The organism is Streptomyces sp. NPDC048664, assembly GCF_040650555.1.
Lineage (GTDB): Bacteria > Actinomycetota > Actinomycetes > Streptomycetales > Streptomycetaceae > Streptomyces.
Genome location: NZ_JBEZHK010000016.1, coordinates 15,328 through 32,132 on the forward strand (window position 1 = coordinate 15,328; position 16,805 = coordinate 32,132).

The 16,805-nt window shown below is 72.5% G+C and carries 19 protein-coding genes and 1 riboswitch; of the genes, 12 read left to right on the forward strand and 7 right to left on the reverse strand.

Features of this window, described 5'->3' with window-relative positions:
* The first annotated feature begins 128 nt into the window (after positions 1 to 128).
* From AB0C59_RS18765 to otsB, 3 genes are all read left to right on the forward strand, one after another.
* On the forward strand, positions 129 to 1,373 hold the full coding sequence (locus AB0C59_RS18765) for an extracellular solute-binding protein (RefSeq protein ID WP_363006096.1): 1,245 nt from the start codon (positions 129 to 131) through the stop codon (positions 1,371 to 1,373).
* Positions 1,374 to 1,456: 83 nt separating this feature from the next.
* A complete protein-coding gene (locus AB0C59_RS18770) occupies positions 1,457 to 1,684 on the forward strand; it encodes a DUF3263 domain-containing protein (protein ID WP_363005838.1) in 228 nt (75 codons plus the stop codon).
* A gap of 44 nt (positions 1,685 to 1,728) precedes the next feature.
* Entirely contained in the window at positions 1,729 to 2,601 is an 873-nt protein-coding gene (gene otsB / locus AB0C59_RS18775; protein WP_363005840.1) for a trehalose-phosphatase, read from the forward strand.
* Position 2,602: 1 nt separating this feature from the next.
* On the opposite strand, the gene AB0C59_RS18780 is transcribed toward otsB, so the two are convergent.
* Together AB0C59_RS18780 and AB0C59_RS18785 are read right to left on the reverse strand one after the other, a co-directional pair.
* Entirely contained in the window at positions 2,603 to 4,033 is a 1,431-nt protein-coding gene (locus AB0C59_RS18780) for a trehalose-6-phosphate synthase (RefSeq protein ID WP_363005842.1), read from the reverse strand.
* 95 nt (positions 4,034 to 4,128) lie between these two features.
* Complete coding sequence (locus tag AB0C59_RS18785; protein ID WP_363006098.1) at positions 4,129 to 5,082, reverse strand: glucosyl-3-phosphoglycerate synthase; 954 nt, start codon at positions 5,080 to 5,082, stop codon at positions 4,129 to 4,131.
* 139 nt (positions 5,083 to 5,221) lie between these two features.
* Positions 5,222 to 5,377: riboswitch (SAM riboswitch) on the forward strand.
* 18 nt (positions 5,378 to 5,395) lie between these two features.
* On the opposite strand from AB0C59_RS18785, the gene thrC reads away from it, so the two are divergent.
* From thrC to AB0C59_RS18810, 5 genes are all read left to right on the forward strand, one after another.
* Positions 5,396 to 6,688, forward strand: a complete 1,293-nt coding sequence (gene thrC, locus AB0C59_RS18790; protein WP_363005844.1) for a threonine synthase — start codon at positions 5,396 to 5,398, stop codon at positions 6,686 to 6,688.
* 54 nt (positions 6,689 to 6,742) lie between these two features.
* Positions 6,743 to 7,018, forward strand: a complete 276-nt coding sequence (locus AB0C59_RS18795) for a MoaD/ThiS family protein (RefSeq protein ID WP_363005846.1) — start codon at positions 6,743 to 6,745, stop codon at positions 7,016 to 7,018.
* A gap of 432 nt (positions 7,019 to 7,450) precedes the next feature.
* Positions 7,451 to 7,654 (forward strand): cold-shock protein, encoded by a 204-nt coding sequence (locus tag AB0C59_RS18800; RefSeq protein WP_037910665.1) that lies wholly within the window; start codon positions 7,451 to 7,453, stop codon positions 7,652 to 7,654.
* A gap of 358 nt (positions 7,655 to 8,012) precedes the next feature.
* Positions 8,013 to 9,635: a chaperonin GroEL gene (gene groL / locus AB0C59_RS18805; RefSeq protein ID WP_363005848.1), complete on the forward strand. Its 1,623-nt coding sequence runs from the start codon at positions 8,013 to 8,015 to the stop codon at positions 9,633 to 9,635.
* A 222-nt stretch (positions 9,636 to 9,857) separates the two neighbouring features.
* Positions 9,858 to 10,988, forward strand: coding sequence for an NADH:flavin oxidoreductase (locus AB0C59_RS18810; protein ID WP_363005850.1), 1,131 nt, complete (start codon positions 9,858 to 9,860; stop codon positions 10,986 to 10,988).
* 64 nt (positions 10,989 to 11,052) lie between these two features.
* Here AB0C59_RS18810 and AB0C59_RS18815 read toward each other — a convergent pair whose 3' ends face one another.
* Together AB0C59_RS18815 and AB0C59_RS18820 are read right to left on the reverse strand one after the other, a co-directional pair.
* Positions 11,053 to 11,535: a GNAT family N-acetyltransferase gene (locus tag AB0C59_RS18815; RefSeq protein WP_363005852.1), complete on the reverse strand. Its 483-nt coding sequence runs from the start codon at positions 11,533 to 11,535 to the stop codon at positions 11,053 to 11,055.
* A 33-nt stretch (positions 11,536 to 11,568) separates the two neighbouring features.
* A complete protein-coding gene (locus AB0C59_RS18820; protein ID WP_363005854.1) occupies positions 11,569 to 12,360 on the reverse strand; it encodes an alpha/beta fold hydrolase in 792 nt (263 codons plus the stop codon).
* A 65-nt stretch (positions 12,361 to 12,425) separates the two neighbouring features.
* Here AB0C59_RS18820 and AB0C59_RS18825 point away from each other — a divergent pair, with 65 nt between their 5' ends.
* Positions 12,426 to 12,911, forward strand: a complete 486-nt coding sequence (locus AB0C59_RS18825) for a cupin domain-containing protein (RefSeq protein WP_363005856.1) — start codon at positions 12,426 to 12,428, stop codon at positions 12,909 to 12,911.
* Positions 12,912 to 12,953: 42 nt separating this feature from the next.
* Here the strand turns inward: AB0C59_RS18825 and AB0C59_RS18830 are convergent, their stop codons facing one another.
* Complete coding sequence (locus AB0C59_RS18830) at positions 12,954 to 13,895, reverse strand: MurR/RpiR family transcriptional regulator (protein ID WP_363005858.1); 942 nt, start codon at positions 13,893 to 13,895, stop codon at positions 12,954 to 12,956.
* Between the two features lie 68 nt (positions 13,896 to 13,963).
* Here AB0C59_RS18830 and AB0C59_RS18835 point away from each other — a divergent pair, with 68 nt between their 5' ends.
* Positions 13,964 to 14,347 carry a hypothetical protein gene (locus AB0C59_RS18835; RefSeq protein ID WP_363005860.1) on the forward strand — a complete coding sequence of 128 codons (384 nt, stop codon included), beginning with the start codon at positions 13,964 to 13,966 and terminating at the stop codon, positions 14,345 to 14,347.
* Positions 14,344 to 14,694, forward strand: coding sequence for a DUF4031 domain-containing protein (locus tag AB0C59_RS18840; protein WP_363005862.1), 351 nt, complete (start codon positions 14,344 to 14,346; stop codon positions 14,692 to 14,694). Before AB0C59_RS18835 ends, AB0C59_RS18840 begins: the two co-directional genes overlap by 4 nt.
* Before the next feature lie 82 nt (positions 14,695 to 14,776).
* Here AB0C59_RS18840 and AB0C59_RS18845 read toward each other — a convergent pair whose 3' ends face one another.
* Complete coding sequence (locus tag AB0C59_RS18845) at positions 14,777 to 15,427, reverse strand: hypothetical protein (protein ID WP_363005864.1); 651 nt, start codon at positions 15,425 to 15,427, stop codon at positions 14,777 to 14,779.
* 41 nt (positions 15,428 to 15,468) lie between these two features.
* Positions 15,469 to 15,879, reverse strand: coding sequence for a hypothetical protein (locus AB0C59_RS18850; RefSeq protein WP_363005866.1), 411 nt, complete (start codon positions 15,877 to 15,879; stop codon positions 15,469 to 15,471).
* A 183-nt stretch (positions 15,880 to 16,062) separates the two neighbouring features.
* On the opposite strand from AB0C59_RS18850, the gene AB0C59_RS18855 reads away from it, so the two are divergent.
* A complete protein-coding gene (locus AB0C59_RS18855; RefSeq protein WP_363005868.1) occupies positions 16,063 to 16,764 on the forward strand; it encodes a copper homeostasis protein CutC in 702 nt (233 codons plus the stop codon).
* Positions 16,765 to 16,805: the final 41 nt, after the last annotated feature.

Consider the following 16,805-nt stretch of genomic DNA (forward strand, 5'->3'; position numbering starts at 1 on the left):
ACTTATGTGGTGTAGACCTTATGGACGTTCACAAGGCAAACAGAGGGTGGGTCGCAGCGGTGCAGCGGGGCAGGTCACGTCGGACGGTGTGGGGAAGCGGTCTGATCGCGGGGGTGTCCGCACTCGCGATGGCGGGAACCCTCGCCGGATGTGGAGGAGCGGGCTCCGGCTCCGGAGAGGTGACCCTGCGCCTGGTGGCCGCGGACTACGGGGACTCGCCCGCCAACAGCTCCGCGAAGTACTGGGACCGGCTGGCGCGCGGCTTCGAGGAGCAGCACCCGGGCGTCAAGGTCGATGTCAGCGTCTACTCCTGGAAGGACGTCGACCGCAAGGTCAAGGACATGGTCGCGGCGGGCCACGCGCCGGACATGGCGCAGATCGGGGCGTACGCCGACTACGCGGCGGCGGGCAAGCTCTACGAGGCGGGCGACGTGCTCTCCATCCCCGTGCAGGCCGACTTCACCTCGGAGCTGAGCGAGGCGGGGGAGGTGGACAACGTGCAGTACGGCATGCCGTTCGCCGCCTCCACCCGGCTGCTCTTCTACAACAAGACGCTCTTCTCCCAGGCGGGCATCACCCCTCCGACCACCTGGAGCGAGCTGGCCTCGGACGCCCAGGCGCTGAAGGCCAAGGGCGTGAAGTTCCCCTTCGCGCTGCCGCTGGGCCCCGAGGAGGCGCAGGCGGAGACCATGCAGTGGATGCTGGCCGGTGACAGCGCCGCCGGCGGCGGTGACGGCTACCTCGGCGCCCTCGGCTCGTACGACATCGACTCCCCCCGGAACGTGGCCACCTTCACCTGGCTCCGGGACGACCTGGTGGGCAGGGGGCTCACCGGTCCGGTCGCGCCGGCGCAGCTCAACCGCGCCGACGCGTTCGCCGCCTTCACCCGGGGCGAGGTCGGCATGCTGAACGGTCACCCCTCGCTGATGAAGGCCGCGAAGGCGAAGGGCGTCGACTTCGGCATGGTCCCGCTGCCCGGACAGGACGGCCCGGCGAACTCCACGATGGGCGTCAGCGACTGGATGGCGGCGTTCAAGCAGGGCGGCCACCAGGCCCAGATCCGCGACTTCCTCGACTTCACGTACAGCGAGAGGAACGTGCTCGCGTTCTCGCGCGAGTACGACCTGCTGCCGGTGACGAGTTCGGCCCAGCAGACCATGGCGGCCTCGTCCCAGGACGCCGCTCTCAAGCCGTTCCTGGACGAGCTCCCGACCGCGCGGATGTACCCGGCGGGCAAGACCTCCTGGGCCGGCGTCAGCGCCGACGTCAAGAAGCGGATCGGCCAGGCCGTCGGCCCCGGCGGCAACCCGGGCGCGGTACTGAGCCAGGTGCAGCAGACGGCGACGACGGCGGACAGCGCCACGGCGGGATGAGGGACGCCGTCCCACGGGCCGGCCGGCTGCCCGGTCGGCCCGCGGGACGGCCGACTGTCGGTCCCCGGGGCTACCGTTCCCCCATGGAAGAGCTCACGCCGCGCGAGGAGGCCGTCCTCGCCCTGGAGGGCCGCGGGTTCCCCGGGCCCGGTGCCAAGGAGCGGGCGATCCGCGAGCAGCTCGGGCTCGCCCCCGTCCGGTACTACCAGCTGCTCAACGCCCTCCTCGACGACCCCCGGGCCCTCGCCCACGCCCCGGTGACCGTCAACCGGCTCCGCCGCGTGCGCGAATCCCGCCGCGCCGAGCGCTGACACGGCCCTGGGTGCGCGCGCCCCGACGTGGATAGGGTCGTCGTATGGGCAGCCCTATGGAACCGGAAGCCGTGGACTCCGTGCCGACCCCCGCCACCGAGGCCGGGCGCGACGGCCTCGACGCCATCCTCGCGAGGCCCGGCCGGGCCGTCCTCGCGTTCGACTTCGACGGGACGCTCGCCCCGATCGTCCCCGACCCCGACCAGGCCCGCGCCCACCCCGGCGCGGTCCCCGCCCTCGCCGCGCTCGCCCCGCACGTCGCCTCCGTCGTGGTGATCACCGGCCGCCCCGCCGCGGTCGCCGTGCGCCACGGGGGCCTCGCGGACGTGCCCGGGCTGGCCGACCTCGTGGTCCTCGGCCACTACGGCGCCGAACGCTTCAGCGCCCGCACCGGCACCGTCGACGCCCCCGCCCCGCACCCCGGGGTCGCCGCCGTCCGCGCCGAGCTGCCCGGCTTCCTCCAGAGCATCGGCTCCTGGAAGGGCACCTGGATCGAGGAGAAGGGGCGCTCCGTCGCCGTGCACACCCGGCGCGCCGACGACCCGGACGCCGCCTTCGAGGCCCTGCGCGAACCCCTCGCCGACCTCGCCCTGCGCCACGGCCTGATCCTCGAACCGGGACGCCTGGTCCTGGAGCTGCGCCCGCCGGGCATGGACAAGGGGGCGGCTCTGCTGGACCACGTCCGCCGCACCGGCGCCGACGCCGTCCTCTACGCGGGCGACGACCTCGGCGACCTCCCCGCCTTCGCCGCCGTGGACAAGCTCCGCTCCGAGGGCGTACCCGGCCTGCTCGTGTGCAGCGGCAGCACGGAGGTCACGGAACTGGCCAGGAGGGCGGACCTGGTGGTGGACGGGCCGCAGGGAGTGGTGCGACTGCTGGAGGCACTGGCCCGCCGGATCACCGACGCGCCCGGGTGACTCACCCCTCCAGCGCCGCCAGCTGATCCAGGAACCACCGGGCCGGGGGCAGCGCCGTGGCCTGCGCCGCCAGCCGCTTGGTACGGTCCGCGCGCTGCTGCGGCCCCATCGACAGGGCCTCGTGCAGCGCCCGGGCCGTACCGCCGATGTCGTACGGGTTCACGGTGAGCGCGTCGTCGCCCAGTTCCTCGTGCGCCCCCGCCTCCCGGGACAGCACCAGCGCACAGCCCTCGTCGGAGACCACCGGCACCTCCTTGGCGACCAGGTTCATCCCGTCCCGGATGGGGTTGACCAGGGCCACGTCCGCCAGCCGGTAGGCGGCCAGCGAGCGCGCGAAGTCGTCCTTCACATGCAGCACGACAGGGGTCCAGTCCGGTGTGCCGAAGCGGGAGTTGACCGCGTCGGCCACCCGCTGGACCTCGGCCGTGTAGTCGCGGTAGACGGCCAGGTCCTGGCGGGAGGGGTAGGCGAACGCGATGTGGCAGACGCGCTCGCGCCACTCGGGGCGGGTGTCGAGCAGCTCCTCGTACGCCAGCAGGCCCCGCACGATGTTCTTCGACAGCTCGGTGCGGTCCACCCGCACGATCGCCTTGCGGGCACTGCCGTCGGGGGCCGAGCCGATCTGCTCGCGCAGGGCCGCCATGCGCTCGTCCACGTCCGGCTCGTGCGCGCGCCGGCGCAGGAAGTCGGCGTCCGCCCCCAGCCCGTGCACCCCGATCCGGGTGCCCGCGGGGATGCCGGGGCCGAGGACGGCATGGCAGCAGTCCGTGAAGGCGTCCGCCCAGCGCCGGGTCAGGAACGCCGCCCGGTCCGCGCCCAGGATGCCGCCGAGCAGCTGCGCCGCGATGTCGTCGGGCAGCAGCCGGAAGTAGTCCGGCGGTGCCCACGGGGTGTGCGAGAAGTGGCCGATGCGCAGGTCGGGGCGCAGCCCGCGCAGCATCCGGGGCGCCAGGGCGAGGTGGTAGTCCTGGATCAGGACGGCCGCGCCCTGCGCCGCCTCCTGGGCCAGCGCCTCGGCGAACGCGCGGTTGTACGCCTCGTACGCCGCCCACTGGCGGCGGAACGCGGCGTCGAAGACCGGCTCCAGAGGGGTCTGGTAGAGCATGTGGTGCACGAACCACAGCACCGAGTTGGCGATGCCGTTGTAGGCGTCCGCGTACACGTCGGAGGCGATGTCGAGCATCCGCACCCGCTGACCGCCGGTGTCCTCCGGGTCGAGCGCCCCGCCCGTGCGCCGGACGGCCTCCCGGTCGCCGTCGCCGAGCGCCGCGCAGACCCAGACCGCGTCCGTGTCCGGGCCGATGGCCGACAGTCCGGAGACCAGTCCGCCCCCGCCGCGCCGGGCGGTGAGCCGCCCGGTGTCCTCCAGCGCGTACGAGAGCGGACCGCGGTTGGAGGCGACGAGCACGGACGCCGTTTGAGTGGGAGCCATGCCACGAAACCTAGCCCGCGCCGAAAACGCTCAAACGCGCGGCTCAGCCGTATGTGGTGCGGGATACGGACAGGGACCGCGGTGGGCGGGGCGGTTCAGGCCGCCCCGGCGCCGCGCCGCTCCACGTACTCCCTGATCTGCGCCATCGGTGGCCGCTCCTCCGTGTCCACCGTGTACGTCCGCGGCTCGAACCCGTCCTCGCCGCGCTCGAACTGGGTGAGGGCGGGCCGCACCAGATGCCCGCGGGCCAGCCTCAGCTGCGCGGTGCGGTAGATCGCGGCGGCCATCCGGCCCAGAGCCTGGCTGTCCTGGTGGCGGTGCCTGCGCACGCCGACGTCGACCTGGGCGAGGGCGTCCAGGCCCACCAGGTGCAGCGCGTCGACCAGGATGCCGAGCTCGACGCCGTAGCCGACCGGGAAGGGGAGCCGCTCCAGCAGGGAGCGGCGGGCCGCGTACTCGCCGCCGAGCGGCTGCACGAAGCCGGCCAGCCGGGGCCAGTGCAGGTTGAGCAGCGGCCGGGCCACCAGTTCGGTGACCCGCCCGCCCTGGCCCGCGACGTCGCCGAGCGGGCGGTCGTACATCGCCTTCACGAGATCCACCTCCGGGTCGGTGAGCAGCGGGCCCACGATCCCGGTGACGAAGTCGCAGGAGAACTCCCGCAGGTCCGCGTCGACGAAGCACACGATGTCGCCGCCGGTGACCAGCAGGGACCGCCACAGCACCTCTCCCTTGCCGGGCAGCGCCGGGACGCGGGGCAGGATCGCGTCGCGGTGCACCACGCGCGCGCCCGCCGCCGCGGCGACCTCGGCGGTACGGTCCGTGGAGCCCGAGTCGACCACGACGATCTCGTCGACCAGCGGGACCCGCTCCACGAGGTCGCGGCGCACGGCGGCGGCGATGGCACCGACCGTCGCCTCCTCGTTCAGCGCGGGCAGCACGACGGAGACCGACTGCCCGGTCCGCTCCTTGGCGGCGAGGACCTGGTCGAGCGGGCGATCGGCCACGGACCAGGATCGGGTGGCCAGCCAGCGCTCGACTTCTTCCAGCACGGTCGGCGGCTCCTCGTGGTGTCTCATGGTGTCTCGCGTTTCGGACGGCTGTCTCGCCCGTCGTGGCCTTCGGTTACAGTCTTGAACAACGCCGACGACCCTCGCACATCCTGGGCCGGAAGCGTCCACAACCGAACAGAGCTCATCCAGAGGGGCAGAGGGAACGGCCCGATGAAGCCCCGGCAACCCTCCAGCCGATTCTCGTCTTCGCGGCTCAGCGCACGCGGCGAGGCTCCCGGCTAGGGAAGGTGCCAAATCCGTCTCACGGCGAGGTGCGCCGTGAGGAAGATGAGGAGAAAGGGCCTCGCCTCACATGGCTGCGCAGACTGTAGCGAACGTCGCACACCCCACCACCGACTCCGTCGACCTCGGCCCCGCCACGGCCCTGTCCTGCCGCGAGTGCGGCCACCGGGTGCCGCTCGGACCCGTCTTCGCCTGCGAGGAGTGCTTCGGGCCGCTGGAGATCGCCTACGACTTCTCCGGCTACGACCCCGAGGAACTGCGCAAGCGGATCGAGGCGGGCCCCGCGAACATCTGGCGCTACGCCCCGCTGCTGCCCGTCCCGGCCGACGTCGCCGGCAAGCCGAACCTGAACCCGGGCTGGACCGCGCTCGTCAAGGCCGACAACCTCGCCCGCGAGCTGGGGGTGACCGGCGGACTGTGGGTGAAGGACGACTCCGGCAACCCGACGCACTCCTTCAAGGACCGCGTGGTCGCACAGGCGCTGGAGGCGGCGCGCGCCTTCGGCTTCACCACCCTGTCCTGCTCCTCCACCGGCAACCTCGCGGGCGCGGTCGGCGCCGCGGCGGCCCGCGCCGGGTTCCGCTCCTGTGTGTTCATCCCGCACGACCTGGAGCAGGGCAAGGTCGTCATGGCCGCGGTGTACGGCGGTGAGCTCGTCGGCATCGAGGGCAACTACGACGACGTGAACCGCTTCTGCTCCGAGCTGATCGGCGACACGGCGGGCGAGGGCTGGGGCTTCGTCAACGTCAACCTGCGCCCGTACTACGCGGAGGGCTCCAAGACCCTGGCGTACGAGATCGCCGAGCAGCTCGGCTGGCGGCTGCCGGACCAGATCGTGGTGCCGATCGCCTCCGGCTCGCAGCTGACGAAGATCGACAAGGGGCTGCGGGAGCTGATCGCGCTCGGCCTGGTCGAGGACAGGCCGTACAGGATCTTCGGCGCGCAGGCCGAGGGCTGCTCGCCGGTGTCGGTCGCCTACAAGGCGGGGCACGACGTGGTCCGGCCGCAGAAGCCGGACACCATCGCCAAGTCGCTGGCGATCGGGAACCCGGCGGACGGCCCGTACGTGCTGGACATCGCCCGCCGCACCGGCGGCGCGGTGGAGGACGTGACCGACGCGCAGATCGTGGACGCCATCAAGCTGCTCGCCCGCACCGAGGGCATCTTCGCGGAGACGGCCGGCGGTGTGACGGTGGGGGTGACCCGCAAGCTGGTCGAGAACGGTGTGCTCGACCCCGCGAAGTCGACGGTCGTCCTCAACACCGGCGACGGCCTGAAGACCCTGGACGCGGTGGCGGGCACGGGGCTGACCGCCACGATCCGCCCGAACCTCGACTCCTTCCGCGAGGCCGGGCTCGCCTGAGCCGCCGCCCGCGCACCGCCCCCTCGCCGCCGTACCCCGACCGGAGGTCACCCCATGAGCGTCACCGTCCGCATCCCCACCATCCTGCGCGCCTACACCGACGGCCGGTCGGAGGTGGCCGCCGAGGGCGCGACCCTCGCCGAGGTCATCACCGACCTGGAGAAGAACCACACCGGCATCGCCGCCCGCGTCCTGGACGACCAGGGCAGGCTGCGCCGGTTCGTCAACGTGTACGTCAACGACGACGACGTCCGCTTCGAGCAGGGTCTTGAGACCGCCACTCCGGACGGGGCCGGCGTCTCCATCATTCCGGCGGTGGCAGGCGGCTGAATATTACCCTCGGTAACGCATGTAACCGAGAGTTCACAGAAATGCCTCCTCCGCGGAAGAAGTGGAGGAGGCAATTCTGTGTGGTTGAGCGCGATACAGTTGGGGTACGCGGTCGGGGTTTTCCCTATGGGGCACCCTGGCGTCGCGCTCCGCACCCGCCAAGAAGCAGCCAAACTGCGCGGTGTATTTGCGCCCTTCACCCCTTTCGCCCGGTCCGACTTGCCCGCAATGCGGATGAATTCTCCGCACATTTCCGATCGGCCATGCCCGGAATTCTCGTCCGATTGACCTGTTGCAGACGGCAGTTGGACAGATACATTCAGCCGCGGTCGACGCGTTCCGGCGCACGCCCCCAACCGTTTGGGGGGTGAGGTCTGACCCGGATCCGCGAAGTGCGGATCTGCGCAAGGGCCAGTAATAGGGGAGTTAGGCATGGCTCAGGGCACCGTCAAGTGGTTCAACGCGGAGAAGGGGTACGGCTTCATCGCGGTCGACGGTGGTGCGGATGTTTTCGTCCACTACAGCGCGATCCAGATGGACGGCTACCGCACCCTGGAGGAAGGCCAGCGGGTCGAGTTCGAGATCTCGCAGGGTCAGAAGGGGCCGCAGGCGGACATGGTCCGTCTGGCCGTTTGAGTTGCGCGCCGACCACTGAACTGATCGACGTGTCGAGGGGCTCGTATCCCGCAGGGGTACGAGCCCCTCGGTCTGTCCGGAGCGCGGGTGTCGCGGAGCGGCGCGCCGGAGCGTATGGGCAGGTCCGCCCGCGGTTCGCGCCCCTTGTTCACCTCCCGATCCCGGGGAGGCGCTTGCACTCGGCAGGGGCGAGTGCTAATCATTGGCGTTAGCACTCTGAAGGTGAGAGTGACAACGAAGGACCGGGTCGGTGAGGCCGCGGACCGGGTGGGGCAGGGAACCACCGGCCGAGGCCGTCCGTCGCGGGCGCGGGCGCGGTCCGAAGGAATCACCCCCAGTCCTGGAGGGACCACTTCACATGGCCAAGATCATCGCGTTCGACGAGGAGGCGCGGCGCGGCCTCGAGCGCGGCATGAACCAGCTCGCGGACGCCGTCAAGGTGACGCTCGGCCCCAAGGGTCGCAACGTCGTCCTCGAGAAGAAGTGGGGCGCCCCCACGATCACCAACGATGGTGTCTCCATCGCCAAGGAGATCGAGCTCGAGGACCCGTACGAGAAGATCGGCGCCGAGCTGGTCAAGGAAGTCGCCAAGAAGACGGACGACGTCGCCGGCGACGGTACGACCACCGCGACCGTTCTCGCCCAGGCGCTGGTCCGTGAGGGCCTGCGCAACGTGGCCGCCGGTGCCAACCCGATGGCCCTCAAGCGCGGTATCGAGAAGGCCGTCGAGGCCGTCTCCGCCGCCCTGCTGGAGCAGGCGAAGGATGTCGAGACCAAGGAGCAGATCGCTTCCACGGCCTCCATCTCCGCCGCCGACACCCAGATCGGCGAGCTGATCGCCGAGGCCATGGACAAGGTCGGCAAGGAAGGCGTCATCACCGTCGAGGAGTCGCAGACCTTCGGTCTCGAGCTCGAGCTCACCGAGGGCATGCGCTTCGACAAGGGCTACATCTCGGCGTACTTCGCCACCGACATGGAGCGTATGGAGGCCGTCCTCGACGACCCGTACATCCTGATCGCCAACCAGAAGATCTCCTCGGTCAAGGACCTGCTCCCGCTGCTGGAGAAGGTCATGCAGTCGGGCAAGCCGCTGCTGATCATCGCCGAGGACGTCGAGGGCGAGGCCCTGTCGACCCTGGTCGTCAACAAGATCCGTGGCACCTTCAAGTCCGTCGCCGTCAAGGCCCCGGGCTTCGGTGACCGCCGCAAGGCCATGCTCGGCGACATCGCCATCCTCACGGGCGGCGAGGTCATCTCCGAGGAGGTCGGCCTCAAGCTGGAGAACGCGGGCCTGGAGCTCCTGGGCCGCGCCCGCAAGGTCGTCATCACCAAGGACGAGACCACCATCGTCGACGGCTCCGGCTCCACCGACCAGGTCGCCGGTCGTGTGAACCAGATCCGTGCCGAGATCGAGAACAGCGACTCGGACTACGACCGCGAGAAGCTCCAGGAGCGTCTGGCGAAGCTGGCCGGCGGCGTGGCCGTCATCAAGGCCGGTGCCGCCACCGAGGTCGAGCTCAAGGAGCGCAAGCACCGCATCGAGGACGCCGTTCGCAACGCGAAGGCGGCCGTCGAGGAGGGCATCGTCGCCGGTGGCGGCGTGGCCCTGCTCCAGGCCTCCCAGGTGTTCGAGAAGCTGGAGCTGGAGGGCGACGAGGCCACCGGTGCCGCCGCCGTCAAGCTGGCGCTCGAGGCCCCGCTGAAGCAGATCGCCGTCAACGCCGGCCTCGAGGGCGGTGTCGTGGTGGAGAAGGTGCGCAACCTGACCCCGGGCCACGGCCTGAACGCCGCGACCGGCGAGTACGTCGACCTGGTCAAGGAAGGCATCATCGACCCGGCGAAGGTGACCCGTTCCGCGCTGCAGAACGCCGCCTCCATCGCCGCGCTGTTCCTGACCACCGAGGCCGTCATCGCCGACAAGCCGGAGAAGGCCGCCGCGCCTGCCGGTGGCGGCATGCCGGGCGGTGACATGGACTTCTGATCGACCCCGGTCGATCAACCGTCCCGCGTACCGAGGGCGGCACTCCCCGACAAGGGGGGGTGCCGCCCTCGGGCGTGTCCGGGGGAATTCCCGGCGGGTCCCGGGAATGGCGGGGGGCCGCCGACGGTTGTTTCAGGGAGTGCAACAATGCGTGTGCACATACCCATGGGTTGGCCGCGTGCTGAGCCCGCACCGAGCAAGCCACCGACAAGGAGTCCCCCCGTGACCGTCACCGCCTCGGACACCGCCTCCCGCGCGGCCCGCGTCCTGTCCCGGCCGATCGCCCTCAACGGCCTCACGGTCCCGAACCGGATCGCGATGGCCCCGATGACCCGCATGTTCTCCCCGGGCGGCGTCCCCGGCGAGGACGTGAAGGAGTACTACGCCCGCCGGGCCGCCGCCGGCGTCGGCCTGATCGTCACCGAGGGCACGTACGTGGGCCACGACTCCGCGGGCCAGAGCGACCGTGTGCCCCGGTTCCACGGTGAGGAGCAGCTGGCGGGCTGGGCCGAGGTCGCCGAGGCGGTGCACGCGGCCGGCGGCACGATCGTCCCGCAGCTGTGGCACATCGGCATGGTCCGCAAGGAGGGCGAGCCGCCGTTCGCCGCCGCCCCGGCCGTCGGACCGTCCGGTCTGGTCACCGCGGGCGCGGAGCCGACCGGCAGGGCGATGACGCAGCAGGACGTGGACGATGTCGTCGCCGCCTTCGCCGAGGCCGCGGCGGCCGCCGAGCGCATCGGCTTCGACGGCGTCGAACTGCACGGCGCCCACGGCTACCTCCTGGACCAGTTCTTCTGGGCGGGCACCAACCGGCGCGAGGACGCCTACGGCGGCGACCCCGTGGCCCGGGCCGCGTTCTCCGCGGAGATCGTCGCCGCGGTCCGCGCGGCCGTGTCCCCCGAGTTCCCGGTGATCTTCCGCTACTCGCAGTGGAAGCAGCAGGACTACAAGGCCCGTCTCGCCGAGACCCCCGAGGAGCTGGAGGCGATCCTGACCCCGCTGGCCGCGGCGGGCGTCGACGTCTTCCACGCCTCCACGCGGCGCTACTGGGAGCCGGAGTTCGAGGGCTCGGGGCTCAACCTCGCGGGCTGGACGAAGAAGCTGACCGGCAAGCAGGTCATCTCCGTCGGCTCGGTGGGTCTGGACGGCGACTTCGCCAAGTCGTTCCAGGGTGAGGGCGCCTCCCTCAAGGGCATCGACGACCTCCTGGACCGCCTGGAGGCCGACGAGTTCGACATGATCGCGGTCGGCCGCGCGCTGCTCCAGGACCCGGAGTGGGCGGCGAAGGTCCTCGCCGACCGGTTCACCGAGCTGAAGCCGTTCGACGCGGCGGCCCTGAAGAAGCTGCACTGACCCGAGCCCTCCGAGACGCGCCCGGGGCGCGTCTCGGAGGCGGGGCGGCCGGCGGCCGCACGGCTCAGGCCGCGTCCTGCGCGCCCGCCACCTCCAGCACGCCCACCGTCTCATCTCCGCTGACCTCTCCGGTCGGGCGGAACCCGAGCCCCAGATAGAAGCCCTCCGGGCCGTCCGCGCCGGGGTGCCAGGTGACGGTGAGGCGGGTGCCGCCCCGGCGGCGGATCTCGTCGGCCACGCACCGCACGGCGAACCGCCCGTACCCCCGGCCCTGCTTGCCCGCCGCGATGTTCAGACGCCACAGCCCGGAGCGGAAGTCGGTGCCCTCGCCGGTCCAGTCGATGTCGAAGAACGCCATGAGGAACCCGACGACCTCCTCACCGTCACAGATCAGCCGGGGCCACGCGACCCCCGGGTGGACGTACGCCTCGGCGAGGGACTTCACCACCGGGGCCACCAGGTGCTCCTGGTCGGGGCGGACCCTCAGGGCGACGGCGGCCTCGAAGGTGGCGGCGGTGATCTCTCGCAGATACGGGGAGTCGGACATGCCCGCATCGTAGGCGGGCCCCGCAAGCGGATCTCAGCGAGCGAGGAACGGGAGCAGCGCCGCGGTCAGTTCGGCGGGCGCGTCCAGCGCGATGAGGTGGGCGGCGGTGGGGAACTCGACCAGGTCGGCCCCGGGGATCGTCGCGGCGTAACGGCGGGCGATGTCCTGGAAGTCGGCGACGTCGAGCGCGCCGACGCCCACCAGCGCGGGGACGCGGACGGCGGTGAGGTCCCCGGTCGCGGGACCCTGGGAGTGCTCGGCCACGACGGCCTGGTTCAGCAGGGAGGTCCGCAGCGGGTCCCGGAGGCGCTCGACCAGGCCGTCGGTGACGTCGTCCCAACCGCGAGCGGGTCCGCGCAGCCACATGTCCAGGTTGATGTCCACGGCCGCGTCCAGGTCGCCCGCGTCCAGGGCCGCCGTTTCGGCCTCGTCGTACGCGACCATGGCGGCCGACCAGTCGTGGCGCGGCCAGGGCGCGGCGAGCATCGCGAGGCAGTGCACCCGGTCCGGGTGGGTGAGCGTGAAGTCCAGCGCCACCCGGCCGCCCCAGGAGGCGCCCACCAGCCGTACGCGCTCGTGCCCGAGGTGGTCCAGGAGGCGGCGCAGGTCGTCGGTCTCGCGGAACGGGCCGGTCGGGGTCGCCGACGCGCCGAAACCGCGCAGGTCGTAGCGGACGACGGTGTGCCGCCGGGCGAGAGCGGGCACGACCGCGTCCCACATGCGGTGATCGGCGACGCCGGCGTGGACGAGCACGACGGGCGGACCGTCGCCGTCACCGGTCACGTCGTAGGAGAGGTGGCCGAGATCATCATGGAGTATGCGCACGGGTGGACACTCGCAGGTCGGCGGCTCCCTGGCCATCTTTTTACGCCGCTGGATCACAATGGCCCATGGATGATGACCAGTTCGAGAATCGTGCCCGTCCGCTGCTGCGCCGTGCCGGAGACGGTGAGCTGCTGGACGTCGCCGGTGTCGCGCACTTCTTCCGGCTCACCGGTGAGCACACCGGGGGGCGCTTCGCCTTCGAGGAGTTCAGCCTCGCCCCCGGAACCATCGGCGCCCGGCCGCATGTGCACGAGGGGCACGACGAGTACTTCTACGTCCTCCAGGGCCAGTTGACGCTGCACACCGGCGACGGGGAGACAGCCGCCGGCCCCGGGGACCTGCTCGCCGCCACCCGCGGCACCCCGCACGGCTTCCGCAACGCGGGGGCGGTCACCGTGCGCGCCCTGTGCCTGTACACCCCCGCCGGATACGAGGACTACTTCCGTGACGTCCACGCCGCGGTGAGCTCCGGGGCCGAGGCCACCGACGAGCTGCTGGCCGAGTTCCGCGGCCGCTACCGGACCAGCTCCCATCGGGCGGACCGGGGCTGACGGGGGAGAGGCCGACGCCGCTGGCCTAGGGGCGCAGGCGCCTCACCTCTTCGTCGGTCCGCGGGGGTGGTGGCGGTGGGCCAGGGCCTCGTAGGACGCGGACAGCGCGGGCCCGGCCCGCTCGTAGGTGCGCTGCGCCACACCCACGAACAGGCAGTCCACCACCAGTAGTTGACCCGTGCGGGAGGACATCGCGGCCGGTCGCAGCTCGCTCTCGCGGGCCGTGGACGTGGTGAGGACGTGGTCGGCGTACTGCGTCACGGGGCCGTCCGGGCGGCCGGTGACGGCGACGGTGGTCGCGCCGTGCTCGAAGGCGGTCCGCAGCGGTTCGATGGCGTCGCCGGTGGAGCCCGAGTGCGTGACGGCGACCGCCACGTCCCCCGCGCGCAGTTGGACGGCGCTCGTGACCGCGAGGTGCGGGTCGCTGTGCGCGTGGGCGACCAGCCCTATCCGCAGCAGCTTCTGGACCAGGTCCTGCGCGACGAGCCCGGACGCCCCGACGCCGTACACGTCGATGCGGCGCGCGGCGGCGAGCGCGGTCACGGCGGCGTCGAGCTGCGCGACGTCCAGCCCGGCCGCCGTGTCGGCGAGGGTCTGCCGCTCGTCGTGGGCGAGCTTGGCCACGACCTCGGTGAGGGGATCGTCCACCGTGATGTCGGCGGTCACGGCGGGCCCGCGGCCCGACTGCAGCTGGGCGGCGAGCCCCGCGAGCGCGAGCCTGAGGTCGCGGTAGCCGGGATAGCCGAGCAGGCGGGCCGTGCGGACGACGGTGGCCTCACTGGTCCCCGTCAGCTCGGCGAGCCCGGTGACCGTGAGCGCCGCGCACCCGGCCGGGTCCCCGGCGACGGTCTCGGCGACCCGCCGCATGGACCGGGTCATGGAGGGCGCGAGGGTCCGCACCTTCGCGGCGAGGGCGGCGGGCGCGGGCGGGGGCGGCGATGTCCGGGAACGGGCCCCCGTCGCCCTCCGGGAAGTTTCCTTCATCTCGCGAGGCACATCGTGAAAGATATTTTCCGCTCGGACCTCCGGTCAAGAGTGCGCACAATGGGGGCATGGACCCCATCAGCCCCATGGAGCAGGCCCTGCACGCCGCCCGCGCCCTCGTGCTGGCCGACCTGGTCGCCGGCCAGGTCGCCGAGGCGGACGTCGTCTCGCTCGTCGAGGATTCGGTCACCCAGCGCCGCTGGTGGGTCGAACAGTGGCCCGAAGGCGCGCACTACGTGGCCGGACTGGTCGCCCAGGACGTCCAGGACGCCCTGCTGGAGCGCTACGGGCGCTGGCCGCTGTGCCCCGTCTGCGGCTCCGGCGACCCGCACGCCCTCGACGTCGAGCCGGAACTGGGGCCCGACCCGCACTGGGTGTGCGCGAAGGCCGGGGTGAAGGTCGCGGCGGTGGGCGCGCTCGGGCAGGCCATCGGCGGGATGCCGTCCTCGTGACGATCTACGTCGATCCGCCGTCCTGGCCCGGCCACGGCCGCATGTGGTCGCATCTGATCAGCGACGTCTCGTACGACGAACTGCACGCGTTCGCGGCGCTCCTGGGCGTACCGCGCCGTGCCTTCGACCGCGACCACTACGACCTGCCCTCGCATCGCTACGACGACGCGGTGCGGGCCGGGGCGGTCGCGGTCCCCAGCCGCGAGGTGGTGCGGCTGCTGCACGCGTCGGGACTGCGCAGGCGCAAGGAGCGGGTGCCCGGCGGGCGGGCGCGGGCGAGCGGTCCGGGGCCGGGCCCCGGCTTCCGGCCCGGCCCCGGCTCCCGCGATCAGCGGCGCGGCGTGTAGGCCTATCGCCCCTGGTCCTCACCCGCCTGGGTGAATCCGGCCCGCTCGACCACACGCCGCGGGCGCCCGCCACCAGGGGCGTTCACGGGAACGCGGCCAGTTCGGCGGTGAGGTTGCGGCGGGCCGCCTCCTCCCACTCCCGCCGTCCGTGCGGGGTGCGGAACAGGCTGGGCAGATCGAGCAGATGACGCAGCACGGCCGCCCGCCCGACGTGGAACGCCTCGTCGGGGACGAAGCCGTACTCCCGCCGGACCGCCGCCGTGTACGCGGCGTACGCCCGCGGGGGCGCCGCGAGGATCGCCAGGTCGGCGTCGCACAGGACGGCGCCGTTGGCGTCGCCGGGCTCGGGGGCGTGGCCGACGGTCAGGCGCACCAGCCGGGCGACCTCGCCCGTCGGCTCCCGTGCCACCCCCGCCTCGGGAAGCGCGCGTTCGGCCAGCCGCGCCGAACGCTCCTCGTTCGTCGAGCGCTCCGGCAGGTACACCGCGTCGTGGAACCAGGCGGCGAGCCGCACCAGATCCGGGTCGTCCGCGTACTCCTGGAGCACGTCGACGTGGTCCAGGACCGCCGTCAGATGGCTGACCGTGTGGTAGTGGCGCTGCGGCTCCGACCAGCGGCGCAGCAGTTCGTCGGCGTACCGGTGGGGGTCGGGCCGGTCGGGGTGGCACGGGTCCTCGCGGACCGCGGTCAGGGCACGCACCCAGCGGGAACGCAACGCGTCGAGGTCGGTCATACGGCGACCTCCGTGAACGGCGTGGCTGTCATGGACAGATGCTATGCGGGCCCTTTGGAGGGCTGCCGGGACTCCTCCCGCGCCCGGGCACGGAAGAGGTCGAGCAGGGCGCGGCCGGCCTCCGTCCGCGCGTCGAAGGCCTGGATGCCCGCCAGTTCGGCGGGGACGGCCGGGCCCCACAGCCGGGCGCCGTGGCAGCGGAAGCAGAAGGCGATCTCGAACAGCAGGTCCGTGTCGTCGTGCGCCCTGACGCCCCATCCGGGGACGAAGCAGCGCTGGAGTCCGCCGTCGGGCAGCCCGGCGATCCGATCGAGGACCTGCCGGGCCTCGTCCGCCACCCACAGGCCGGCCTCCTCGCCGGCCAGGGAGCGCGCGAAGGGATCGCCCATGGCCGAGGTGATGCGGATGACCTCCAGGAACTCGGTCCGTGCGGCGGCGTCGGGAAGCAGCATGCGTCCATGCTCACCCCGAAGTGCTTGCCCTGGCCATCGGATTGGCCCCACGCCCCCTGGAGTTGAACCTCTTCGGGTGACCGGGGGGTTCTGCCAGGGCCGACGCGGGTCCGGCGGCGTACCCTGAGATTGGACTAGACCTGTAGTCGCTCAGATACGCCGAACGCCGACGGAAGGGGTCCTATGACCACGCGCGCAGTCCTGGAGGTGATCGCGCTCGACGCCGAGGACGCGGTCGCCGCCCAGGCCGGAGGGGCGGACCGCCTCGAGCTGGTCACCGACATGGCCGCCGACGGGCTCACCCCGCCCGTGGAGACCTTCGCCGGGGTCCGTGCCGCCGTGGACGTCTCGCTGCGGGTGATGCTCCGGCTGCACGACGGGTTCGCGGCCGGTGACGTCGGCGGCCTGGTGCGCGCCGCGCGCGAGCTGCGGGCGGCGGGCGCCGACGAGTTCGTGTTCGGCTTCCTCGGCGCGGACGGCGGTCCCGACGCCGACGCCGTGGAGCGGGTGGTCGCGGAACTGGACGGCTGCCGCTGGACCTTCCACCGTGCCATCGACCGGGCCGCCGACCGCGACGCCCTGCGCAGGCGGCTCGCGGACCTGCCGGGCCTGGACACCTACCTCACGGCCGGATCACCGGACGGCGTGGACGCCGGGCTGCCCACCCTGCTGGCCGAGGCCGCGGCCGCCCGGCGCGGCGAGCCGGGCTACGCCCAGCGGCTCCTCGTGGGCGGCGGGCTGCGGCTCGACCACGTGCCGCGGCTGCGGTCCGCCGGGGTGGACGCGTTCCACGTCGGCGGCGCGGCGCGGGTGGGGGGCTGGGACACACCGGTGTCGGCGAAGGCCGTCCGGGAGTGGCGGGCGGCCGTCGACGGCACGCGGTAGCCCGCGGCTCGCCGCGGGGGCCCGTCGAGGGCGGCCCCCGC